12 protein-coding genes, 1 pseudogene and 1 riboswitch are annotated in these 17,472 nt (G+C 71.1%); of the genes and pseudogenes, 7 read left to right on the plus strand and 6 right to left on the minus strand.

Annotation, left to right across the window (positions count from 1 at the left end; translation table 11 throughout):
- Positions 1 to 12: 12 nt before the first annotated feature.
- The gene (locus FVA80_RS19920; protein WP_246692439.1) at positions 13 to 1,098 is read right to left on the minus strand and encodes a heparan-alpha-glucosaminide N-acetyltransferase domain-containing protein; all 1,086 of its coding nucleotides are present in this window, start codon (positions 1,096 to 1,098) and stop codon (positions 13 to 15) included.
- A 128-nt stretch (positions 1,099 to 1,226) separates the two neighbouring features.
- Complete coding sequence (locus FVA80_RS19925; protein WP_147909898.1) at positions 1,227 to 3,347, minus strand: TonB-dependent siderophore receptor; 2,121 nt, start codon at positions 3,345 to 3,347, stop codon at positions 1,227 to 1,229.
- A 220-nt stretch (positions 3,348 to 3,567) separates the two neighbouring features.
- Positions 3,568 to 3,777: riboswitch (cobalamin riboswitch) on the minus strand.
- Positions 3,778 to 4,653: 876 nt separating this feature from the next.
- Between FVA80_RS19925 and FVA80_RS19930 the strand changes: the two genes are divergently transcribed.
- From FVA80_RS19930 to FVA80_RS30615, 7 genes and pseudogenes are all read left to right on the plus strand, one after another.
- Complete coding sequence (locus FVA80_RS19930; RefSeq protein WP_147909892.1) at positions 4,654 to 4,974, plus strand: hypothetical protein; 321 nt, start codon at positions 4,654 to 4,656, stop codon at positions 4,972 to 4,974.
- A 277-nt stretch (positions 4,975 to 5,251) separates the two neighbouring features.
- Positions 5,252 to 5,572: a hypothetical protein gene (locus FVA80_RS19935; protein WP_147909893.1), complete on the plus strand. Its 321-nt coding sequence runs from the start codon at positions 5,252 to 5,254 to the stop codon at positions 5,570 to 5,572.
- 152 nt (positions 5,573 to 5,724) lie between these two features.
- Positions 5,725 to 6,123, plus strand: a complete 399-nt coding sequence (locus tag FVA80_RS19940; protein WP_147909894.1) for a DUF350 domain-containing protein — start codon at positions 5,725 to 5,727, stop codon at positions 6,121 to 6,123.
- A gap of 1 nt (position 6,124) precedes the next feature.
- Positions 6,125 to 6,787, plus strand: coding sequence for a DUF1190 domain-containing protein (locus FVA80_RS19945; protein WP_147909895.1), 663 nt, complete (start codon positions 6,125 to 6,127; stop codon positions 6,785 to 6,787).
- A complete protein-coding gene (locus FVA80_RS19950) occupies positions 6,787 to 7,953 on the plus strand; it encodes a glutathionylspermidine synthase family protein (protein WP_147909896.1) in 1,167 nt (388 codons plus the stop codon). The genes FVA80_RS19945 and FVA80_RS19950 overlap by 1 nt, the downstream gene beginning before the upstream one ends.
- A gap of 753 nt (positions 7,954 to 8,706) precedes the next feature.
- Positions 8,707 to 13,398, plus strand: a complete 4,692-nt coding sequence (locus FVA80_RS32020) for a S8 family serine peptidase (RefSeq protein ID WP_187193432.1) — start codon at positions 8,707 to 8,709, stop codon at positions 13,396 to 13,398.
- A 133-nt stretch (positions 13,399 to 13,531) separates the two neighbouring features.
- Positions 13,532 to 13,906: pseudogene (locus tag FVA80_RS30615) on the plus strand (autotransporter outer membrane beta-barrel domain-containing protein); the annotation flags it as partial.
- A gap of 174 nt (positions 13,907 to 14,080) precedes the next feature.
- Here FVA80_RS30615 and FVA80_RS19965 read toward each other — a convergent pair.
- The 4 genes from FVA80_RS19965 to FVA80_RS19980 form a co-directional block, all read right to left on the minus strand.
- Positions 14,081 to 14,659 (minus strand): GbsR/MarR family transcriptional regulator, encoded by a 579-nt coding sequence (locus FVA80_RS19965; RefSeq protein WP_147856216.1) that lies wholly within the window; start codon positions 14,657 to 14,659, stop codon positions 14,081 to 14,083.
- Positions 14,660 to 14,792: 133 nt separating this feature from the next.
- Positions 14,793 to 14,915, minus strand: a complete 123-nt coding sequence (locus FVA80_RS19970; RefSeq protein WP_147910398.1) for a DUF2474 family protein — start codon at positions 14,913 to 14,915, stop codon at positions 14,793 to 14,795.
- Positions 14,915 to 15,922: a cytochrome d ubiquinol oxidase subunit II gene (gene cydB, locus FVA80_RS19975; protein ID WP_147910399.1), complete on the minus strand. Its 1,008-nt coding sequence runs from the start codon at positions 15,920 to 15,922 to the stop codon at positions 14,915 to 14,917. The genes FVA80_RS19970 and cydB overlap by 1 nt, the downstream gene beginning before the upstream one ends.
- 7 nt (positions 15,923 to 15,929) lie before the next feature.
- Positions 15,930 to 17,348, minus strand: a complete 1,419-nt coding sequence (locus FVA80_RS19980) for a cytochrome ubiquinol oxidase subunit I (RefSeq protein ID WP_147910400.1) — start codon at positions 17,346 to 17,348, stop codon at positions 15,930 to 15,932.
- Between the last annotated feature and the right edge of the window lie 124 nt (positions 17,349 to 17,472).

Consider the following 17,472-nt stretch of genomic DNA (forward strand, 5'->3'; position numbering starts at 1 on the left):
CCTTGTGCCTCGTCACAGGTAACGCAGGCCGGGCCAGGACGCGCGGCGCTTGAGCCCGATCATCCCGTGACAGGCCGCGTAGAGGGGCAGCGAGAGCGCGGCGGCCATCAGCCAGATCAGCGCGGGGGAGCCGACCTCGATCCGCCCCGAGGGCGCGACGAGACCGAGCGCGGCCGCGGCGGTCTGCAGGGCGCGCAACAGCAGCAGGTGCAGGAGATAGAAGAACAGCGGCGCACCGCCGAAGACCTGCAGCCAACCCGACATCGCCGCCGGGAGGCCCTCGAACAGCGCCAGCAGAACGAGCCCGAGGCCGAGCGTGGCCAGGAGGAAGTCGGCGGAGGGCGGATACTTGGTCAGGTTGAGGAAGGCCAGAACGGTGTCGACCATCGTCGCGCGGGACTGCCAGGGTACGGGATCCCCGTAACCGTTCAGGCCACGCAGGACGACGAAGGCCGCGAGCGCGACCCCGCCGAGAAGGACCAGCCGGCGCTGCCGGTCCTTCGCCGGCACGGCGCCGCAAAACCACGGTCCCAGCGCGTAGCCGGCCGCGATGACCCCGATCCAGGGCAGGACCGGGTACGAGGTCCGGGCCGCGCCCCATGGCAGGGGGATCAGCCCGCGCTGGTGCAGGATCGACCACAGGGCATAGCCTGCCTGGTCCGGCGCGACGGCGATCCCGTCGAGGGCGTTGTGTCCGAGCATGATCGCCAGCGCGACGCCCAGCAGCGCCACCGGCGGGAGCCAGAGCAGGCCCGCGAGGGCGATCATGCCGATGCCGATCGCCCAGATCACCTGCAGGTACAGGATGGGCGGCGGCAGGCTGGCGGTCCAGGCGAAGCTGACGAGGGTCACTTCCAGCACGATCAGGAGCAGGCCGCGCTTCAGCAGGAAGGCGGCGGTCGCCGACCGCCCGCCATGCGTCCGGCCGTACAGGCTCGCCGACAGGCCGGTGAGCAGGATGAAGACCGGGGCACAGAGATGCGAGGCGATCCGCGTCCAGGCGAGGCCGGCCGGGGTCACGCCGAGATCCATCGGGTCGCGAACCTGGGCGTGCAGGTAGACGAACTCGCGCACGTGATCGACCACCATCAGCAGCATCACGAGGCCGCGCAGGGCGTCGATCGAGCCGATGCGGTGCGATCGACGCGGGGATGGGGCGCGGCAGCCGGCATCCCCCGGGCGCAGGGGATCCGGCGGCGCTGCGGGCTCCTCGGCCCTGCGGGCCATCAGAACCGAACCGTGAACGAGCCGGTGAAGCGCCGCGGCGAGCCCGGATACACGCGGAACACGTTGAGCGAGCTCTCGTAGTACTGCGTGTCGAAGATGTTCTCGACGTTGAGGGCCAAGCGGACGTTGTCGAAGCGGTAATAGGCCAGGGCGTCCACCGCGACATAGGCCGGCAGGACGAAGCCCGAGCCCGCGGCATCCCCTGCCCGCTCGCCGACGCCGCGCACGCCGCCGCCGACGCCGAGGCCCTTCCAGTCGCCGCCCTGCGGTTCGTAGACCGCGAGTAGGCTGCCCGAGTGGCGCGGCACGTTGATCAGCGGCGCGCCCACCGGCAGCACGTTGTCCTTCGTCACCACCGCGTCGGCGAAGACGTATCCGGCCAGCACCTTCAGTTCGGGGGTCAACTGACCTTGCGCGGTCACCTCGAACCCCTGGCTGCGCACGGCGCCCGCCGCGATCGAGAAGCCGCTGTTGTTGGGATCGGGGGTGAGCACGTTCTCGCGCTCGACCCGGAAGGCGGCCGCCGTCAGCAGGAGGTTGCCGTCGAACAGCTCGGACTTCACGCCGACTTCGTAACCGAGGCCGGTCTCGGGTGCGAGCGGCGTGCCGCGCGTCACCGCCGCGGCGTCGGGGCCGATATTCGGGCGGAAGCTCGTGCCGACATTGGTGTAGAGCGCGAATTCCGGGATCGGGCGGTAGACGAGGCCGGCCCGCGGCGAGGCCGCCACGCGCGATTGATCGACCTGGCTGCGCGGGGCCCGCTCCCGGAAGGACTGCTCGAAGATGTCCACCCGCATCCCCACGAGCGCCCGCCATTCCGGGGTGAGGACGATCTCGTCCTGCGCGTAGAGGCCGGTGTTGGTGACCCGCTCCAGGTTGTTGCGCGGGATGGTGATCGGCGGCAGCGCCTGCCCGTAGACGGGCGCGTAGATGTCGAGCGCGAAGGGGCTCGTGCGGAAATTCGAGCGGAAGTACTGCGTCCGGCTGTCGGTGCTCTCGCGGTCCAGCCCGAGCAGCACCGTGTGGCCGATCCCGGCCGTGTCGAAGCGCCCGAGCAGTTCGGCCTGCCCGATCGCCACGTCCCAGCGGTAGTCGCGCACGTTGCGGTCGCGCGCCACGGTGCGGTTGTCGGCGGCGAGCGAACGGACCTCGGCCGACTCGCCCGCCAGGTCGCCCGTGTTGAGGTAGGTCGCGAGCCGCATCTGCCAGGCGTCGTCGAAGCGATGATCGACGCGCACCTGCAGGGTGTTGTTGGTCTGATAGGTGCTCTGGCCCGGCTCCCCCAGGAAGCGTGAGATCGGCAGGAAGCCGAGCTGCTTGTTGATCGCGATCACCCCGCGGTCGAACACGATGCGGTTCTTGACGAACTCGGTCTCGACCGTGACGCGGGTATCCGGCGTCACCTGCCAGCTGATCACCGGCGCCACGAGCAGCCGGTCGCTGTTGACGAAGTCCCGGAAGCTGCCGGCGCCCTGGGCCGCGAGGTTGAACCGGTACAGGACCGTGCCATCCTCGTTGAGCGCGCCGCCGGCATCGACCGTCCCGCGCGTCAGCCCGAACGAATCGATCTGGGTGCCCATCTCGACGAAGCGCTGGGCGGTGGGCTGCTTGGTGATGAGGTTCACCAGCCCGCCCGGATCGCTGCGCCCGACCAGTCCGGCGCCGGGGCCCTTCAGCACCTCGATCCGCTCGATGTTCTGGGCGTCGGGCGGCGGGGGCGTGCCGCGATTGAGCGGGAAACCGTTCTTGTAGATCTCCGAGGTCGTCACCCCGCGGATGGCGTAGCTGAACAGGCTCAGGCCGCCGAAATTGTTCTGCTGCGCGACGCCGGGGAGGTAGTTGAACACGCGATCGACGCGGGTGGCGGCGAGGTCGCTGATCACCTCCCGGGGGGCGACGGTGACCACCTGCGGCACGTCGATCTGCCGGGTCGGGGTCCGGGTCGCGCTGACGGCCCGGGTCGCACCGTAGCCCGGAGTCGGCCCGATCAGGCCGATGCTGTCCGACGCGGCCGTCGTACCGGGGGCTGGGCTGCCGCCGACATGCTCGACCGAGACCTCCTCCAGGGCGATGCTCTCCTGCGCCCGCGTCTCGCCGGCCGGCGAGCCCGCCGTCAGGATCGCCGCGAGGGCGACACGCGGGCTCTGGCGGCGGAAGGGAGACCGGGAACGGCTCCGCGGGCCCCGGGCTTTCGCGGAGGGATGGGTCGTGGTCGGCTTCGGGCGGACTGGCACCGGCACACTCATGGTTGTCGAGCCGGAGGCTTCAGCGTGAGCGCGTGCGGGCGACGGGCCCACGGGGCCGCGCCGTCCCTGCGTTCCGCCGGGGCACCCCGCCCGAGGGTCGTCGTCGCGCCGAGGCAGGTCTCCTGGCTCGCGGGTCACGATCCCGGCCTGGTCTTCCCGATGCGACGCATCAGTGACCACGGGCGGCAGGGACTCACCGCTTACAGTTGCGGGGGCAGCTTCGGCCTTGCCCGTACGAGCGCACCGAATTCCCATCTTCGCCCGCGGACCGAAGCCCGCGGGAACCTTGGCCGCCCGATACTCGCCACCGCGCCCCCGGGGGTCAATGCCTCAACGACAGAATGCAATAACGTTACACACGCTGTGGTTTCAGGGACACATCGGCCTCCCGGTTCGCCAGCTCACGGTTTCGGCTCTGGCGGATGAGCGAGCCCGGGCGAGCAGCGGGGGGGGCCTTCCGGGGCCGGATCCGGGATCTCTTCCACGTGGCCGCGGAAGCCAGCGCCGGACGTCGGCCTGTCGGCGCGCGGTGGCGGCGAGACGGCCAGCAGGCAGCCCGGCCGAGACCGCGATGGTCTGCCAGGGACCGGACGGCGCGGCCATCCGGGCGTGTTCACCGTGCGGAGCCACCCGCAGGCGGAGCGCCAGGCCCGGGTTGGCCGCAGCCTCGTCCAGGAACCCGGACCTGTCCGGATCGGGTGGGTGTTGGCCCCAGACCGGGACGGACGCGCCGCCTCCAAGCTCTTCCGATCCCGCTCGGCCGCAAACCGTAACGCAGCGATTCGACACGGCGTTCGATCCGTCCGGATACGGTCTTGCGTCCACCTGGGGCGGCCCCCGATCTGTTTCGAGACGCGGCCCGGATTGCACCCGCGGTGCCAGGGAGCGACGCGCCTCGGCGCGAGGCCGGGCGAACTCCGGGCCGCCGCCGGGCTCATCCGTATCGGGCGCGCGGCGTGGGCCGGGCGCGTCGAGACCCGCATCAGATCGGCGGGCTGCGAGCCCCCCGCGCGGGCTTCGCGGTGCGTGCCGGCCTCCGGTGGGCCCTCGGGGCGCGGCACCTGCGGCTTGGCTTCGACACCGGGTCGCGGCGTCGCGAACCTGAACGGCCGCAGGGGGTTTGCTTTCCGAAGAGCGCGGTCGGCACCGACGCGGTACGCCGCGCGGCGTGGAGAACATGATGATGGACAGCACCCTGGCTTCGGTAACGGTCCCTTCCCTGAAGGCCGCTCGATCGGCGCGAGACCGCCTGGCCCGTGCCGGGTTTGCCCGCAACAGCATCGACATCGAGCGGCATGGCGACGGGTTTGAGGTCTCGATCAACACGCGCGAAGAGAACAAGGCACGGGCCGAGCGTATCTTGACCGGATCGCCGCTGGGCAACGACCTCCGGCAGGCCGGGGAACAGGCGGCCGACTTCGTGCACGGCAACCGCTCTTTCGCCCTGGGCCTCGCCGCATTGGCCGGTTTCGCGATCTTCAGCCTGACGAAGCGCCGGTGACCCTCGTACCCGCCGTCAATCGGCTCGCGCGCCGGTTCCGTGCCGGCGCACCGTCACGACGCGTGCCCTCCCGACGAGGGTGCGGGTGCGGGATGGCTACCGGATCTCACCCCTCCGCGCTGAGAAGCCGTGGAGGGGGCGTGGAGGGGGCAGCGGGGTAAGCCCGCGTCTGCTCTAAGCCCGCCATCCGGCCTGCGAAGTCCGCGCCCGTCAGCGTGAAGCCGATCCCGCCGGGCGGCTCGGTTCCGGTTCGACCCGTCGCGAGGCGATGCTTGTGATGCGCAGTGTGGACCGCGTCCTGATCGGCCTCGGCCTCGCCGTCTGGCTGCCCGCCCTACCGTTTGCCATCGCGTTGGCCGTGGGCAATGGGGCCGGCTGCACGTTGAGCGAGAACGACGTCCATCCGTGCGTGATCGCCGGGATCGATCTCGGTCTACCCCTGACGCTGATGGCGCTCATGGGCTGGGTCGTCGTCGCGATGCTGCCCTTGATGGCCCTCACGCTGGTGGCGGGTGTGGTTTGGGGCGGCGTCCGCATCGGTCTGACCTGGCGGCGTGGGCGGGGAACACGCCGCGCTGCCGATCGTCCAGCCCCATAGCGGCGGTTGCCGCCCCGCGATTGTGACCGTTCCTGCCTGCATGCTACGCCCTGCGGAGCGGCTGAGCGAAACCTCGACGGATACGGCTCCATGGGCGACCCGACCGACGCATCACCCTGGTCCGCGCCGGGTCCCGCCGAAGGGCTTTGGGCATGACCTCCATCTCGGGTCTGCCCGCCTTCCTGCTCTACCTCGTGACGGCTGGGGGACTGATCGGCCTCTACCTTCTCGTCTACACGCTCGCCACCGCCCACAATGAGCTCGCGCTGATCCGGCGGGACGTGGCCGCGGCCGCGGTGGCGCTGGGCTTCAGCCTCGTCGGCTTCGCGTTGCCGCTCTCGGTGGCGATCTACAACGCCCAGTCCATCCTCGATTGCATCGTCTGGGGCCTCGTCGCCCTCGTCGTGCAGATCCTGATCTACTGGCTCGTGCGCCTCGCGGTGCCGGATCTGTCGCGGCGCATCGAGGACGGGCGGATGGCCGCCGCGGTGCTCCTTGGCGCGGCGTCCTTCGCGGGCGGCCTCGTGAATGCCGCCTCGATGACCGCCTGAGATGGCGGACGCGCGCACGGTCGGGCCCGCAGAAGACCCTGGCGAGAGCCGCCGGCGCAAGCGCTCGGCCGCGATCTCCCTCGTCCTGGTCACCGGGGCCGGAGCGGCGGCGCTCGGACTGGGCTGGCTGGATCCCTCCCAGAAGGAGGAGGACGCCCTGGTGTACGACAGCCTGTCCGCCTGCATCGGCCAGGGGCTTCGCACGGAGGAGGCCTGCACGACCGATTATGCGGCCGCCCAGGCCGCCTATTCCACGACAGCGCCGCGCTACCCCACCGCAGAGACATGCCGGGCGCATCACGGTCCGGACGGCTGCGTGGCGGGAGAGACGGTCGCTCCGGACGCAGCCGGCTCTTTCGTGCCCCTGATGGCCGGCTACATGATCGGGCGCACGCTGGAGCAAGGCCTGCCGGCCCAGCCGCTCTACCGGCACGCGGAGGAGACCCAGGCGGCCGGCGGAGGCAGCCGCGGCGGAGGCGGCTACTGCACCGGTTCGGGCGGCCGGGTCTACGCCGCGGCGGGCCGTCCGGCGACCCGCGTCGCGTCCAGCGTGGCGCGCACGACGGCGTCCGCACCGCGGATGGTGTCCCAGGGCGGGTTCGGTGGGACCGGGCGGGCGATCGCTTCGGCCGGCAGCCGCTCGGGCGGGTTCGGAGGCGGCTGATGCGCCGCGTGCCCATCCCGGAGCGTCCCGATTGGCGCGATCACGCGGCGCGGGCCGGCTTCGCCTTCCACACCTTCGACGACGAACCCTACTGGGACGAGAGCGCCTACTACGCCTTCACCCTGGCCGAGGTCGAGGACGACATCGAGGCGCCCACGCGCGAGCTCCACGCCCTGTGCCTCGCCTTCGCCGACCGGGCCGTGTCGGACGGTGCGATCCTCGCCTCCCTGGCGATCCCCGAGCACGCCTGGGACGCCATCGCGGACAGTTTCCGGCGGCGCGACCCTTCCCTCTACGGGCGGATGGACTTCTGTTACGGCGGGGCCGGCACCGGACCGGCCAAGCTCCTCGAATACAACGCCGACACGCCGACCGCCCCCTACGAGAGCGCCGTGTTCCAGTGGCTCTGGCTGGAGGACGGTCTCGCGCAGGGACGCCTGCCCGCGGGGGCGGACCAGTTCAACGCGCTCCACGAGCGGCTGATCGCCCGCCTCGCCGCCATGGGGCTCCCCGACACCCTGGCGTTCACGTGCTATCCCGACGCGCCGGAGGACAGGGGCACGGTGGCCTACCTGCAGGATTGCGCCGTGCAGGCCGGGCTCGCGGCGCCGTTCGTGCCGCTGGAGGCGGTCGGCCTGTCCGAGGACGGGCAGTTCCTCGACGCCGGAGGCCGGCCGCTGGCCGACCTGTTCAAGCTCTACCCCTGGGAATGGCTGCTCGCCGACGCGTTCGGCCCGGCAATCGGCGCTTCGCCCACCCGCTTCGTCGAACCGCCGTGGAAGGCCGTGCTCTCCAACAAGGGCCTGCTCGCCCATCTGTGGGCGATGGCGCCCGGCCACCCGAACCTCCTTCCGACCTACTTCGAGGACGATCCCGGCAAGGCGGCCCTGGGCACCTCCTTCGCGAAGAAACCGCTCGTCTCGCGCGAGGGCGCCAACATCCTGCTCGTGCGCGACGGCGTGATCCTGGAGCGCGACGCGGGCCCCTACGGACGCGAAGGCTTCGTGCGGCAGGCGCTGGCGGAACTCCCCGCCTTCGATGGCCGCCACGCGCTCGTCGGCAGTTGGATCGTCGGGGACGAGCCCTCCGGCCTCTGTCTGCGCGAGGGGCCACGCCGCATCACCACGGACCGGGCACGGTTCGTGCCGCATCTGATCGCAGGCTGAAGCGGGGCTCGTCGGCGACACCGCGACCAGGGCAGAACCTTCGACCGACCCGATGCCGGTCTTCATGTCGGCGCTCGCCGCCCTGGCCCCTCTTCGGGCGCTACGGACGCCGTGACGGCGCCAGCCCCCGGCTGACCCATGCTCGACGCGTTGCCGATTGGGGCGCTTCCGCGCTCCGGGCCTCACAGCGCGACCGTGTTTCGTCGTGCCGACGGCGGCCGGATCGTCGGAGCGGCCCCCTCGCGTTGGCCGCCGAGCGGTCCCGTGCCGCCGTCCAGCAGCGGGAGCCATCGGGTTGCCCCGGCACGCGCACATGCATCGCCCGCCCACCGGTGCGCCAAGCCGTGGCATTCGGGTCACACGGCGCTCGGAAACCGCATCTGTTCAACGGGCGGAAGCGCCCTGCGCGCCCCGCCATGCCTGCGGATATAGGCAATAAACATGCCACTTGAAAAATTTTGCCGGCGACAGCATTCGAGACATACCGAAGAAATTTCGATGATCATTCTATATCGATACGGCAATTGATCACGCGTCGCACCTTTTTCGAAAACAACGCTCCACTTGCATCCCTTTTTTTCGAAACTAACCTGCGTGGATTCGCTCATTTTAACGCCTTAACTTTCGACAAAGACGATCTACGGCGGAAAATAAGCGACGTTGTTTCCCTTTTGCACCGGACACTGAGCGGTCAAGATGCGTAGACACACGTACGTCGATAGCACTTCACGGAACGGATCTAAGTGTCGGCGCTTGATCGCGACTGCACTATACCGTTCGACCCTCGGTCTCACGGCCTTGGGTGCCTCGGTCTCGCACCATGCCCTCGCCCAGAGCTTGGCCAGCACCGACCCGGCGAGCTGGCGCACGACGGAGTACCGGGCGGATTGGGGCTTGGAGGCGATGCATGCGGCCGACGCCTACGCGGCGGGCTATACCGGCCTGGGCGTCACCGTCGGGGTGGTCGATTCCGGCTTCTACAGCCCCCACCCGGAATTCGCCGATGGCCGGGTCAAGCCGCTGACCATCACCGGCACGTTCGGATCGAACGGGTTCTACTTCATGGACTGGCTCGGGAAACCGATCGACCGGTCGCCGAGACCGACCCTGTTCTCCAGCGGAGAGCCTTATAGCGTTCCCGGCACGTACAACCCCGCCTACAACGATCCGCACGGAACGCACGTGACCGGGACGATCGGGGCTTCCCGAGACGGCGTCGGCATGCACGGCGTGGCGTTCAACGCCAACGTCTACGTAACCAACACGCAGTCCACTGACGAGATGACCTACGGTGCCAATGCGGATTATGCCTATTTCAAGAACGCATACGGCACCCTGGCTGCGGCCGGCGCGCGGGCTATCAACACGTCCTGGGGAAATTCACCACCTGCAGATAATTATAACAGCATCGGCGGCTTGTTAAATTCCTATAAGAACTTTCTAGGGAAAAAGACTTACTTCGATTCCGTCAGTGAAGTAGCCAAGCAATACGACACCATATTGGTATTCGCGGCCGGGAACAACGCTTCCGCTCACCCCGACATACGGACTGTACTGCCCTATTTTCAGACGAACCTCGAACGCAATTGGGTTGCGGTGGGAGCCGTTCGAAAAGGCTACAACGGCCATTTTGATCCTGACAGTGTTGCACTAGACTGGTATTCCGTAAGGGCCGGTGCGGCGAAATATTGGTATGTTGCCGCACCAGGCAGTGCGATCGTCAGCACCGTACCGCCCTCGACTTCGAAAGATGTCTGGCCGTCCGGACACTGGAACATCGATCCTGCGCACCAGACCGGCTACACGGCGGTGATGGGGACCTCGATGGCCGCGCCGCATGCCACGGGCGCACTCGCGGTGATCATGCAGCGCTACCCGTACATGACCAACCAGCAGGTCCGCGACGTCCTGCTCACCACCGCCTACCATCGCAATGCGGTCGACGGCGTCGCGGACGCCAACCCGAACGCTCCCAACGCGATCTGGGGCTGGGGCGTGATCGACCTGAACAAGGCCATGAAAGGACCTGGGCAGTTCCTCGGTCCCGTCGCCGCCAACCTTCCCACCGGCACCAGCGACACGTGGTCCAACGACATCTCCGAGGACGCGCTGATCCAGCGCAAGCAGGAGAACGACGCCGAGGCCGCGGCTTGGCCGGCGCGCAAGGCCGCCATGGATCCGAAGCTCACGCTTCCCGCCTTGCAGGCCTCCCTGCCGGAGACCTGGTCCGCCCTCGTCGGCGTCGTCACGGCGTTCCGCAGCGGCAGTCTGCCGGCCATCCTCGACGCCCTCAAGGCGAGCGACGCGAGCCCCGTCGGCAGCAAAGTCGTGACCGCCTTCGTCGAGACGAACAGGATCGGCTGGGCCTGGCCGCTCTCCGATCCGAACTTAGCTTACGCGCGCGTCAACATCGGCAATCGCTTAGCCCGCTATATCGTGGGGCTGACCCGCGCCGACTTCACCAAGGTCGCCGCCGGTATCGCCACAGATTGGCAGACCGAGGTCCTGGTCGAGCCCACCCGCATCGCCTCCTTCGCGTCGATCCCGACCCGCGGCAGCCTGATCAAGCGCGGCGGCGGCACGCTCACGCTCACCGGCACCAACACCTATTCCGGCGGCACCACCCTGGCCGGCGGCACGCTCTCGGTCGCCCGCGACGCCAGCCTCGGCGCCGCCGCCGCCCCGCTGACCTTCGACGGCGGCGTCCTGAAGGTGACCGGCACCGGCTTCACCGCCACCTCACGCCCGATCACCTGGGCGAACGGCGGCGGCGGGCTCGACATCGCCGACCCGGCCAACACCTTCACCCTCACCCAATCGCTCACCGGAGCCGGCGGCCTGGCCAAGCTCGGCGCCGGAACCCTCGCGCTCTCGGGCACCAACACCTACGCGGGCGCCACAACCATCGCGGCCGGCACACTCCTGGCCCGCGGCGGCCAGGCCATCGGCGACCGCAGCGCCGTGCTCATCGGCGCCGGCGCCACCCTGGCGCTCGCCGACGGCGAGACCGTCGGCTCGCTCGCCGGTCAGGGCCGCGTCGCGCTCGGATCCGCCCGCCTCACCGCCGGCGGCGACGGCTCCTCCACCACCTTCGCCGGGACCCTCGACGGCACCGGCGGACTGACCAAGGCCGGCGCCGGCACGCTCACCCTGGCGGGCGCCAACACCTACACCGGCGGCACCACCATCGCGGCCGGGACCCTGCAGGTCGGCGCCGGCGGCACCACGGGCAGCCTCGTCGGCGACGTCGCCAACGCCGGCACCCTGGCGTTCGACCGCGCCGACGCCGTCACCTTCGCGGGCACCGTCTCGGGCACCGGCGACCTGGTCCAGCGCGGCGCCGGCACCCTCACGCTCACCGGGGCCCACAGCTTCACCGGCCTGACCACCGTGGCCGCCGGCGGGCTCAACCTCACCGCCAGCGCCAGCCTGGTCTCGCCGGTGGTCACCCTGGCCGGCACCACGCTCACCCATGCCGGCAGCCTCACGGGCGGCCTCACCAACGCCGGCTCCGCGCTCACCAGCGGCACGATCGCGGGCGGGATCACCAACACCGGCAGCCTCACCGCCACCGGGGGCACGCTCGACGGCGCCATCCGCAACGCCGGGCAGCTCGCCGTCACCGGGCCGGTCTCCTCGGATGCCGGCTTCGCCAACGCCGCCGGCGCCAGCCTGACCGTCTCCGGCCGCTACGCCCTGGCCGGCGGCCTCGACAACGCCGGCACCGTCGCGATCGCCGACGGCAGCCGCCTCGTCGCCGGCCGCATCGCCAATGCCGGCCTGCTCACCGTCGCGGCCCAGGCCAGCGTGGTCGACGACCTCGTCAACACCGGCCGCCTGGTCAACGCCGGCGCCTACACCGCCGACGCGGTCAACGCCCCGGGCGGCACCCTGATCAACACCGGCCGCTTCACCACCGTCTCGGCCCCGTTCGCCAACGCCGGCACCCTGGTCACCACCGGCAGCCTCACCGGCGGGCTCACCAACACCGGCGCCGTCCAGGCCGCCGGCGTGCTCGCCGGGCCGGTGAGCAACGCGCCCGGCGCGGTGATCGCGCTCACCGGCCCCACCACCGGCATCACCCGGCTCGCCAACGACGGCGCGTTCGACCTCGGCGGCACCGCCCTCACCGTCGGCTCGCTCGCCGGCACCACCGCCACCGCCACGCTCGGCAACGGCCGGCTCACCGTCGGCACCGACGGCAGCGCGTCCGACTATGCCGGCCAGATCGTCGACGGCACCAGCCCGACCAGCCTGACCAAGGTCGGCGCCGGCACCCTGACGCTCTCCGGGCTCAGCAGCTTCTCGGGGCCGGTCAGCGTGCAGGGCGGCGACCTCGCGGTCACCGGCGCCCTGCCCAACGCCGCGCTCAGCCTCGGTTCCGGCAGCCGGCTCACCGGCGACGGCTGGTTCGGCAGCCTGAGCCTCGGCGCCGGCAGCGTGCTCAGCCCCGGTACCGGATCGAGCCCCCTCGGGCGCATCACCGTCGCCGGCAGCCTCACCCTGGCGCCCGGCTCGGTCTACCGGGTCGACGCCGCCGCCGACGGCCGCGCCGACCGCGTCGCGGTCGGCGGCAGCGCCACGGTGGCGGGCGCCCGGGTCGAGGCGGTGGCCGGCGCCGGCCCGTGGTCCGCGCGCACCCACTACACCATCCTGAGCGCCGCCGGCGGCGTCCAGGGCCGGTTCGCCGGGGTGTCGAGCAGCTTCGCGTTCCTGACCCCGTTCCTCGGCTACGAGCCGAACGCCGTGACCCTGACGCTGGCGCGCAACGACCTCGACTTCGCCGCGGTGGCGCACACCCGCAACCAGCGCGCGGCGGCCGCCGCCGTGCAGGCCAGGGCGGTCGGCTCGGCGCTGTACGACGCGGTCGCGACCCTGTCGGCGCCCCAGGCCCGGCGGCGTTCGCCGGGCTGGCGGGCGACGCCCATGCCGGGCTGGCCTCCACCGCCTTCGCCAATGCCGGCCTCACTCGCGAGGCGGTGCTCGACCGGCTGCGCTGGGGGCCGCCCGGAGGCGCGCGATTACGGCGCCCTGCCGGCCGCCTACACCGCCGACCGGCCCGGGGAGCCGGTGGAGCCGGTGGCGGTCCCGGCGCGGGTGTTCGACCCGCGGGTCGTGAGCCTGTGGGGCCAGGGGCTGGGCAGCCTCGGCCACGTCCGGGCCGACGTCAACGCCGCCGCCCTGTCGCGCCGGAGCGCCGGCTTCGTCATGGGCGTGGACGCGCGCCTGGACGGGCTCGGCCTCGGCGGGCTGCGGCTCGGCGTGGTCGGCGGCCATGTCGAGACCGATCTCGCCAGCCCCGGCCAGGTCCAGACCGGGACGCTGGCGAGCACGTTCGGCGGCATCTACGGCAGCCTGGAGGCGGGTCCGGCGGTGGTGCGGTTCGGCGCGCTGGCGGCCGACGAGCCGGCGCGGCTGCGCCGGGTCGTGGCGTTCCCGGGCTGACCGACACGCCGAGCGCGCGCACCGGCGGGCGCAGCGTCCAGGGTTTTGGCGAGGCCGGCTACCGGATGGCGCTCGGCGCCGGCACGGTGCTGGAGCCGTTCGTCGGCGCGGGCGCCGTGGCGCTCGGCGCGACCGCTTCGCCGAGCAGGGCGGGGCGGCCGCGCTCATGGGCGCGGCCCGCGCCAGCCTGCTGCCGACCGCGACCGCGGGCGTGCGCGCGGAAGGCCAGCTCGATCCGGAGGCGGCGCTGCCGGTGTCGGTGCACGCGCTCGCCGGCTACCGGCGCACCTTCGGCGACGTCGTGCCGAGCGCGGTGCTGGCGTTCCGGGGCACCGGCGCCCGGTTCGTGAGCGCGGGCCTGCCGATCGACCGCGACGCCCTGGTCGCCGAGGCCGGCCTGTCGGTGCTGCTCACCCCGGCGGCCTCGCTCGGCGTGTCCTACACCGGCCAGATCGGCGCCAGAGCCCAGGACCATGCCGCCAAGGGCGCCTTCACGGTCCGGTTCTGAACAGGCCTACGCGCGGCGGGGATCACGCGAGCGCGCGGCAGGCGGCAGCTCGCTATGCGGCGGCACAGCCCGCTCCCGAGGGATTGCGATACCGCTCCCGTATCGCCTGCCGTGCCCTCGCGGCGCACCGTTCGCCGAGCGCGGGACCCTTCAGGCTCCGCTCGGAACGCCCCCTCACTCCACCCGGCCGCCCCGCCCCCCGAGGCGGCCGGGGAGGCCGGTCAGGCGGTCCTTCATGGCCAGCACCTTCTGCACCTTGGCGCCGAGGGTGAGGAGTTGCACCAGGCGCTCGGTGTCGAGGCGGCGGACGTCGGCGTACCAGCCCGCGAAGAGCTCGAACAGGTCGTGCATCTCCCGGAGCCGGCCTTGCGCGTGGCGCTCGACCTCGGATTCGGCCTCCTGCATCAGCAACTCGCGCAGCAGGGTCAGGGTCGGGTCGATCTCGCGCTTCTTGCGCTCCTCGACCAGGGTGCGGACGATCTGCCAGATGTCCTCCGGGGTGGCAAAATAGTCCCGCCGGTCGCCGGGCACGTGCAGCAGCCGCACCAGGTTCCAGGCCTGCAGCTCCTTGAGCCCCATGCTGACGTTGGAGCGGGAGACGCCCAGCCGCTCCACCATCTCGTCGGCGTTGAGCGGGCGCTCGGCGACGAACAGCAGGGCGTAGATCTGCCCCACGGTCCGGTTGATGCCCCAGCGAGACCCCATCTCGCCGAAATGCAGCACGAAGGTCTGGACCAGGGGAGGCAGGTGCACGGCGGCGATCCGTCGGACGGTGAGCCCCCAAAGCGGGCGGGGGTTCGAGGCGGGGGTTCGGAGCGCGCGCCGCCGACGTGGAGACCGGTTCGACGGAGACGAGCGCGTTCGATGGAGGCGTGAGGCCGGCTTATCAGCTCTTGAGCCAGAACCGGAGGAGCGTCGCGACGGCCCCGAGGCCGAGGATGCTCCCGGCCCAGAGCGCGACGTACCAGGCGAGGCGCGTCCACAGGGGCGGCGGGGTTGCAGGCTCCATCAGTGATACCCGTGCGCGTCGACCTTGCCGCGGAACACCCAGTACGAATACGCGGTGTAGATCAGGATGATCGGGATCAGGACCGAGGCGCCGACCAGCATGAACATCTGGCTCGACGCGGGGGCGGCGGCCTGCCAGATCGTGATCCGGCCCGGCACCACGTCGGGGAAGATGCTGATCCCCAGCCCCAGGAACGAGAGGGCGAACAGGCCGAGCGCGATCAGGAACGGGGCCCGCTCGCCGCCGCCCCGCAGGGTCCGCCACAGGGCGACGGCGGCCAGCGCCACGAGCAGCGGCACCTGCGCGGTGACGAGCACGTTCGGCATCGCCAGCCAGCGCTCGAAGTAGCGGCCCTGCAGGAACGGCGTCGCGGCGCTGACCAGGGCGATCGCCGCCACCGTGGCGACGGTGAGGCGCAGGGCCAGGCGGCGGGCCTGGAGCTGGAGCAGCCCCTCCGTGCGCATCACCAGCCAGGTCGCCCCGAGGAGCGCGTACGCGATCACCAGGCTCGCGCCGACCAGCAGGCTGAACGGCGTCAGCCAGTCCCACCAGCCGCCGGCATAGGCCCGGCCCTCGACCGCGATGCCCTGCAGCAGCGCGCCGAGCGCGATCCCCTGGGCGAGCGCCGCCACCAGCGAGCCGCCCGTGAAGGCGACATCCCAGGCCGCCCGGTGGCCGGGATCGCGCCAGCGGAACTCGAACGCCACGCCCCGGAAGATCAGCCCGAGCAGCATGGCGATGATCGGCGCGTAGAGCGCCGGCAGGATCACCGCGTAGGCCAGCGGGAAGGCCGCGAACAGCCCGCCGCCGCCCAGCACCAGCCAGGTCTCGTTGCCGTCCCAGACCGGGGCGACCGAGTTCATCGCGGTGTCGCGCTCGGGCCCCGGCCGCAGGGCCGGGAACAGGATCCCGATGCCGAGATCGAAGCCGTCCATGACGATGTAGGCGAAGACCGCGAAGGCGATCACGAACGCCCAGATCACGGTGAGATCGACGTTGTAGACCATGGCTGCCTCACTCGGCCGGCTGGAGGTGGCGGTCGGGATCGACCGACGGGGCGGGGGTGATGCCGGCGGTGCGGATCGGCGTGCCGGGTTCGATCCCGGTCTCGCCGGCATGGGGCGGCTGGGCCATCAGGCGCAGGATGTACAGAACCCCCATGGCGAAGACGGAAAAATAGATCACCACGAAGGCGGTGAGCGAGGCGGCCACGGCCGGGCCGTGGAGCGGCGAGGCGGATTGGGCGGTCCGCAGCAGGCCGTAGACCGTGTAGGGCTGGCGCCCGACCTCGGTGGTGATCCAGCCGGCCAGCACCGCCACGAAGCCCGCCGGGCCCATGGCGAGCGCGAACCGATGCAGCGGGCTCCACCGGTAGAGCGCCCCGCGCCAGCGCGCGAGCAGGCTCAGGGCCCCGAGCAGCAGCATCAGCATGCCGAGCCCGACCATGATGCGGAACGACCAGAACACGATCGGCACCGGCGGCCAGTCCGTCCGGGGAAGGCTGTCGAGGCCGGCCAGCGGCGCGTCCAGGCTGTGCTTGAGCACCAGCGAGGACAGCTTCGGGATCTCCACGGCGTAGCGGACCGTGCCGGCCTCCTGGTCGGGCAGGCCGAACAGCACCAGGGGCGCCCCGTCCGGATGGCTCTGGAAGTGGCCCTCCATGGCCATGACCTTGGCGGGCTGGTGCTCCAGCGTGTTGAGGCCGTGGGCGTCGCCGGCGAGGATCTGGGCCGGCGCCACCAGGGCGGCCATCCACATCGCCATCGAGAACATCGTCCGGGCCGCCGGGTTGGCCCGGTCGCGCAGCAGGTGCCAGGCGCCGACCGCGCCGACCACGAGCGCGGTGGTCAGGTAGGCCGCCAGCACCATGTGGACGAGCCGGTACGGGAAGGACGGGTTGAACACGATCGCCCACCAGTCCAGCGGCACGAACTGGCCCTCGGCGTTGGTGCCGTACCCCGCCGGCGTCTGCATCCACGAGTTCACCGACAGGATCCAGAACGCCGAGAAGAAGGTCCCGAACGCCACCATCAGGGTCGCGGCGAAGTGCAGGCGTGGGCCGACCTTGCGCATGCCGAACAGCATCACCCCCAGGAAGCCCGCCTCCAGGAAGAAGGCCGACAGCACCTCGTAGGCCATCATCGGGCCGAGCACCGGGCCGGTCTTGTCGGAGAAGACCGACCAGTTGGTGCCGAACTGGTAGGACATCACCAGGCCGGAGACGACGCCCATGGCGAACGCGATGGCGAAGATCTTCAGCCAGTACTTGAACAGGTCCATGAAGACCTGCCGGCCGGTGGCGAGCCACAGGCCCTCCAGCACGGCCAGAAAGCTCGCCAGCCCGATCGAGAAGGCCGGGAACACGATGTGGAACGCCACCGTGAAGCCGAACTGGATGCGGGCGAGGATCAGGGGATCGAGGGTGTCGAGCACGATGGGTCTCCCGGCTCGGGATCTGCGACTCGGTTTATAGCATTTTCAGAAATTTCTGAAATGTCGACAAAGACAGGACAGCCATCGCGGCGACGCCGGGCCTGGACGCGCGCGCTCCGACGCG

It is taken from the genome of Methylobacterium sp. WL1, from assembly GCF_008000895.1.
In the GTDB taxonomy this organism is placed as follows: domain Bacteria; phylum Pseudomonadota; class Alphaproteobacteria; order Rhizobiales; family Beijerinckiaceae; genus Methylobacterium.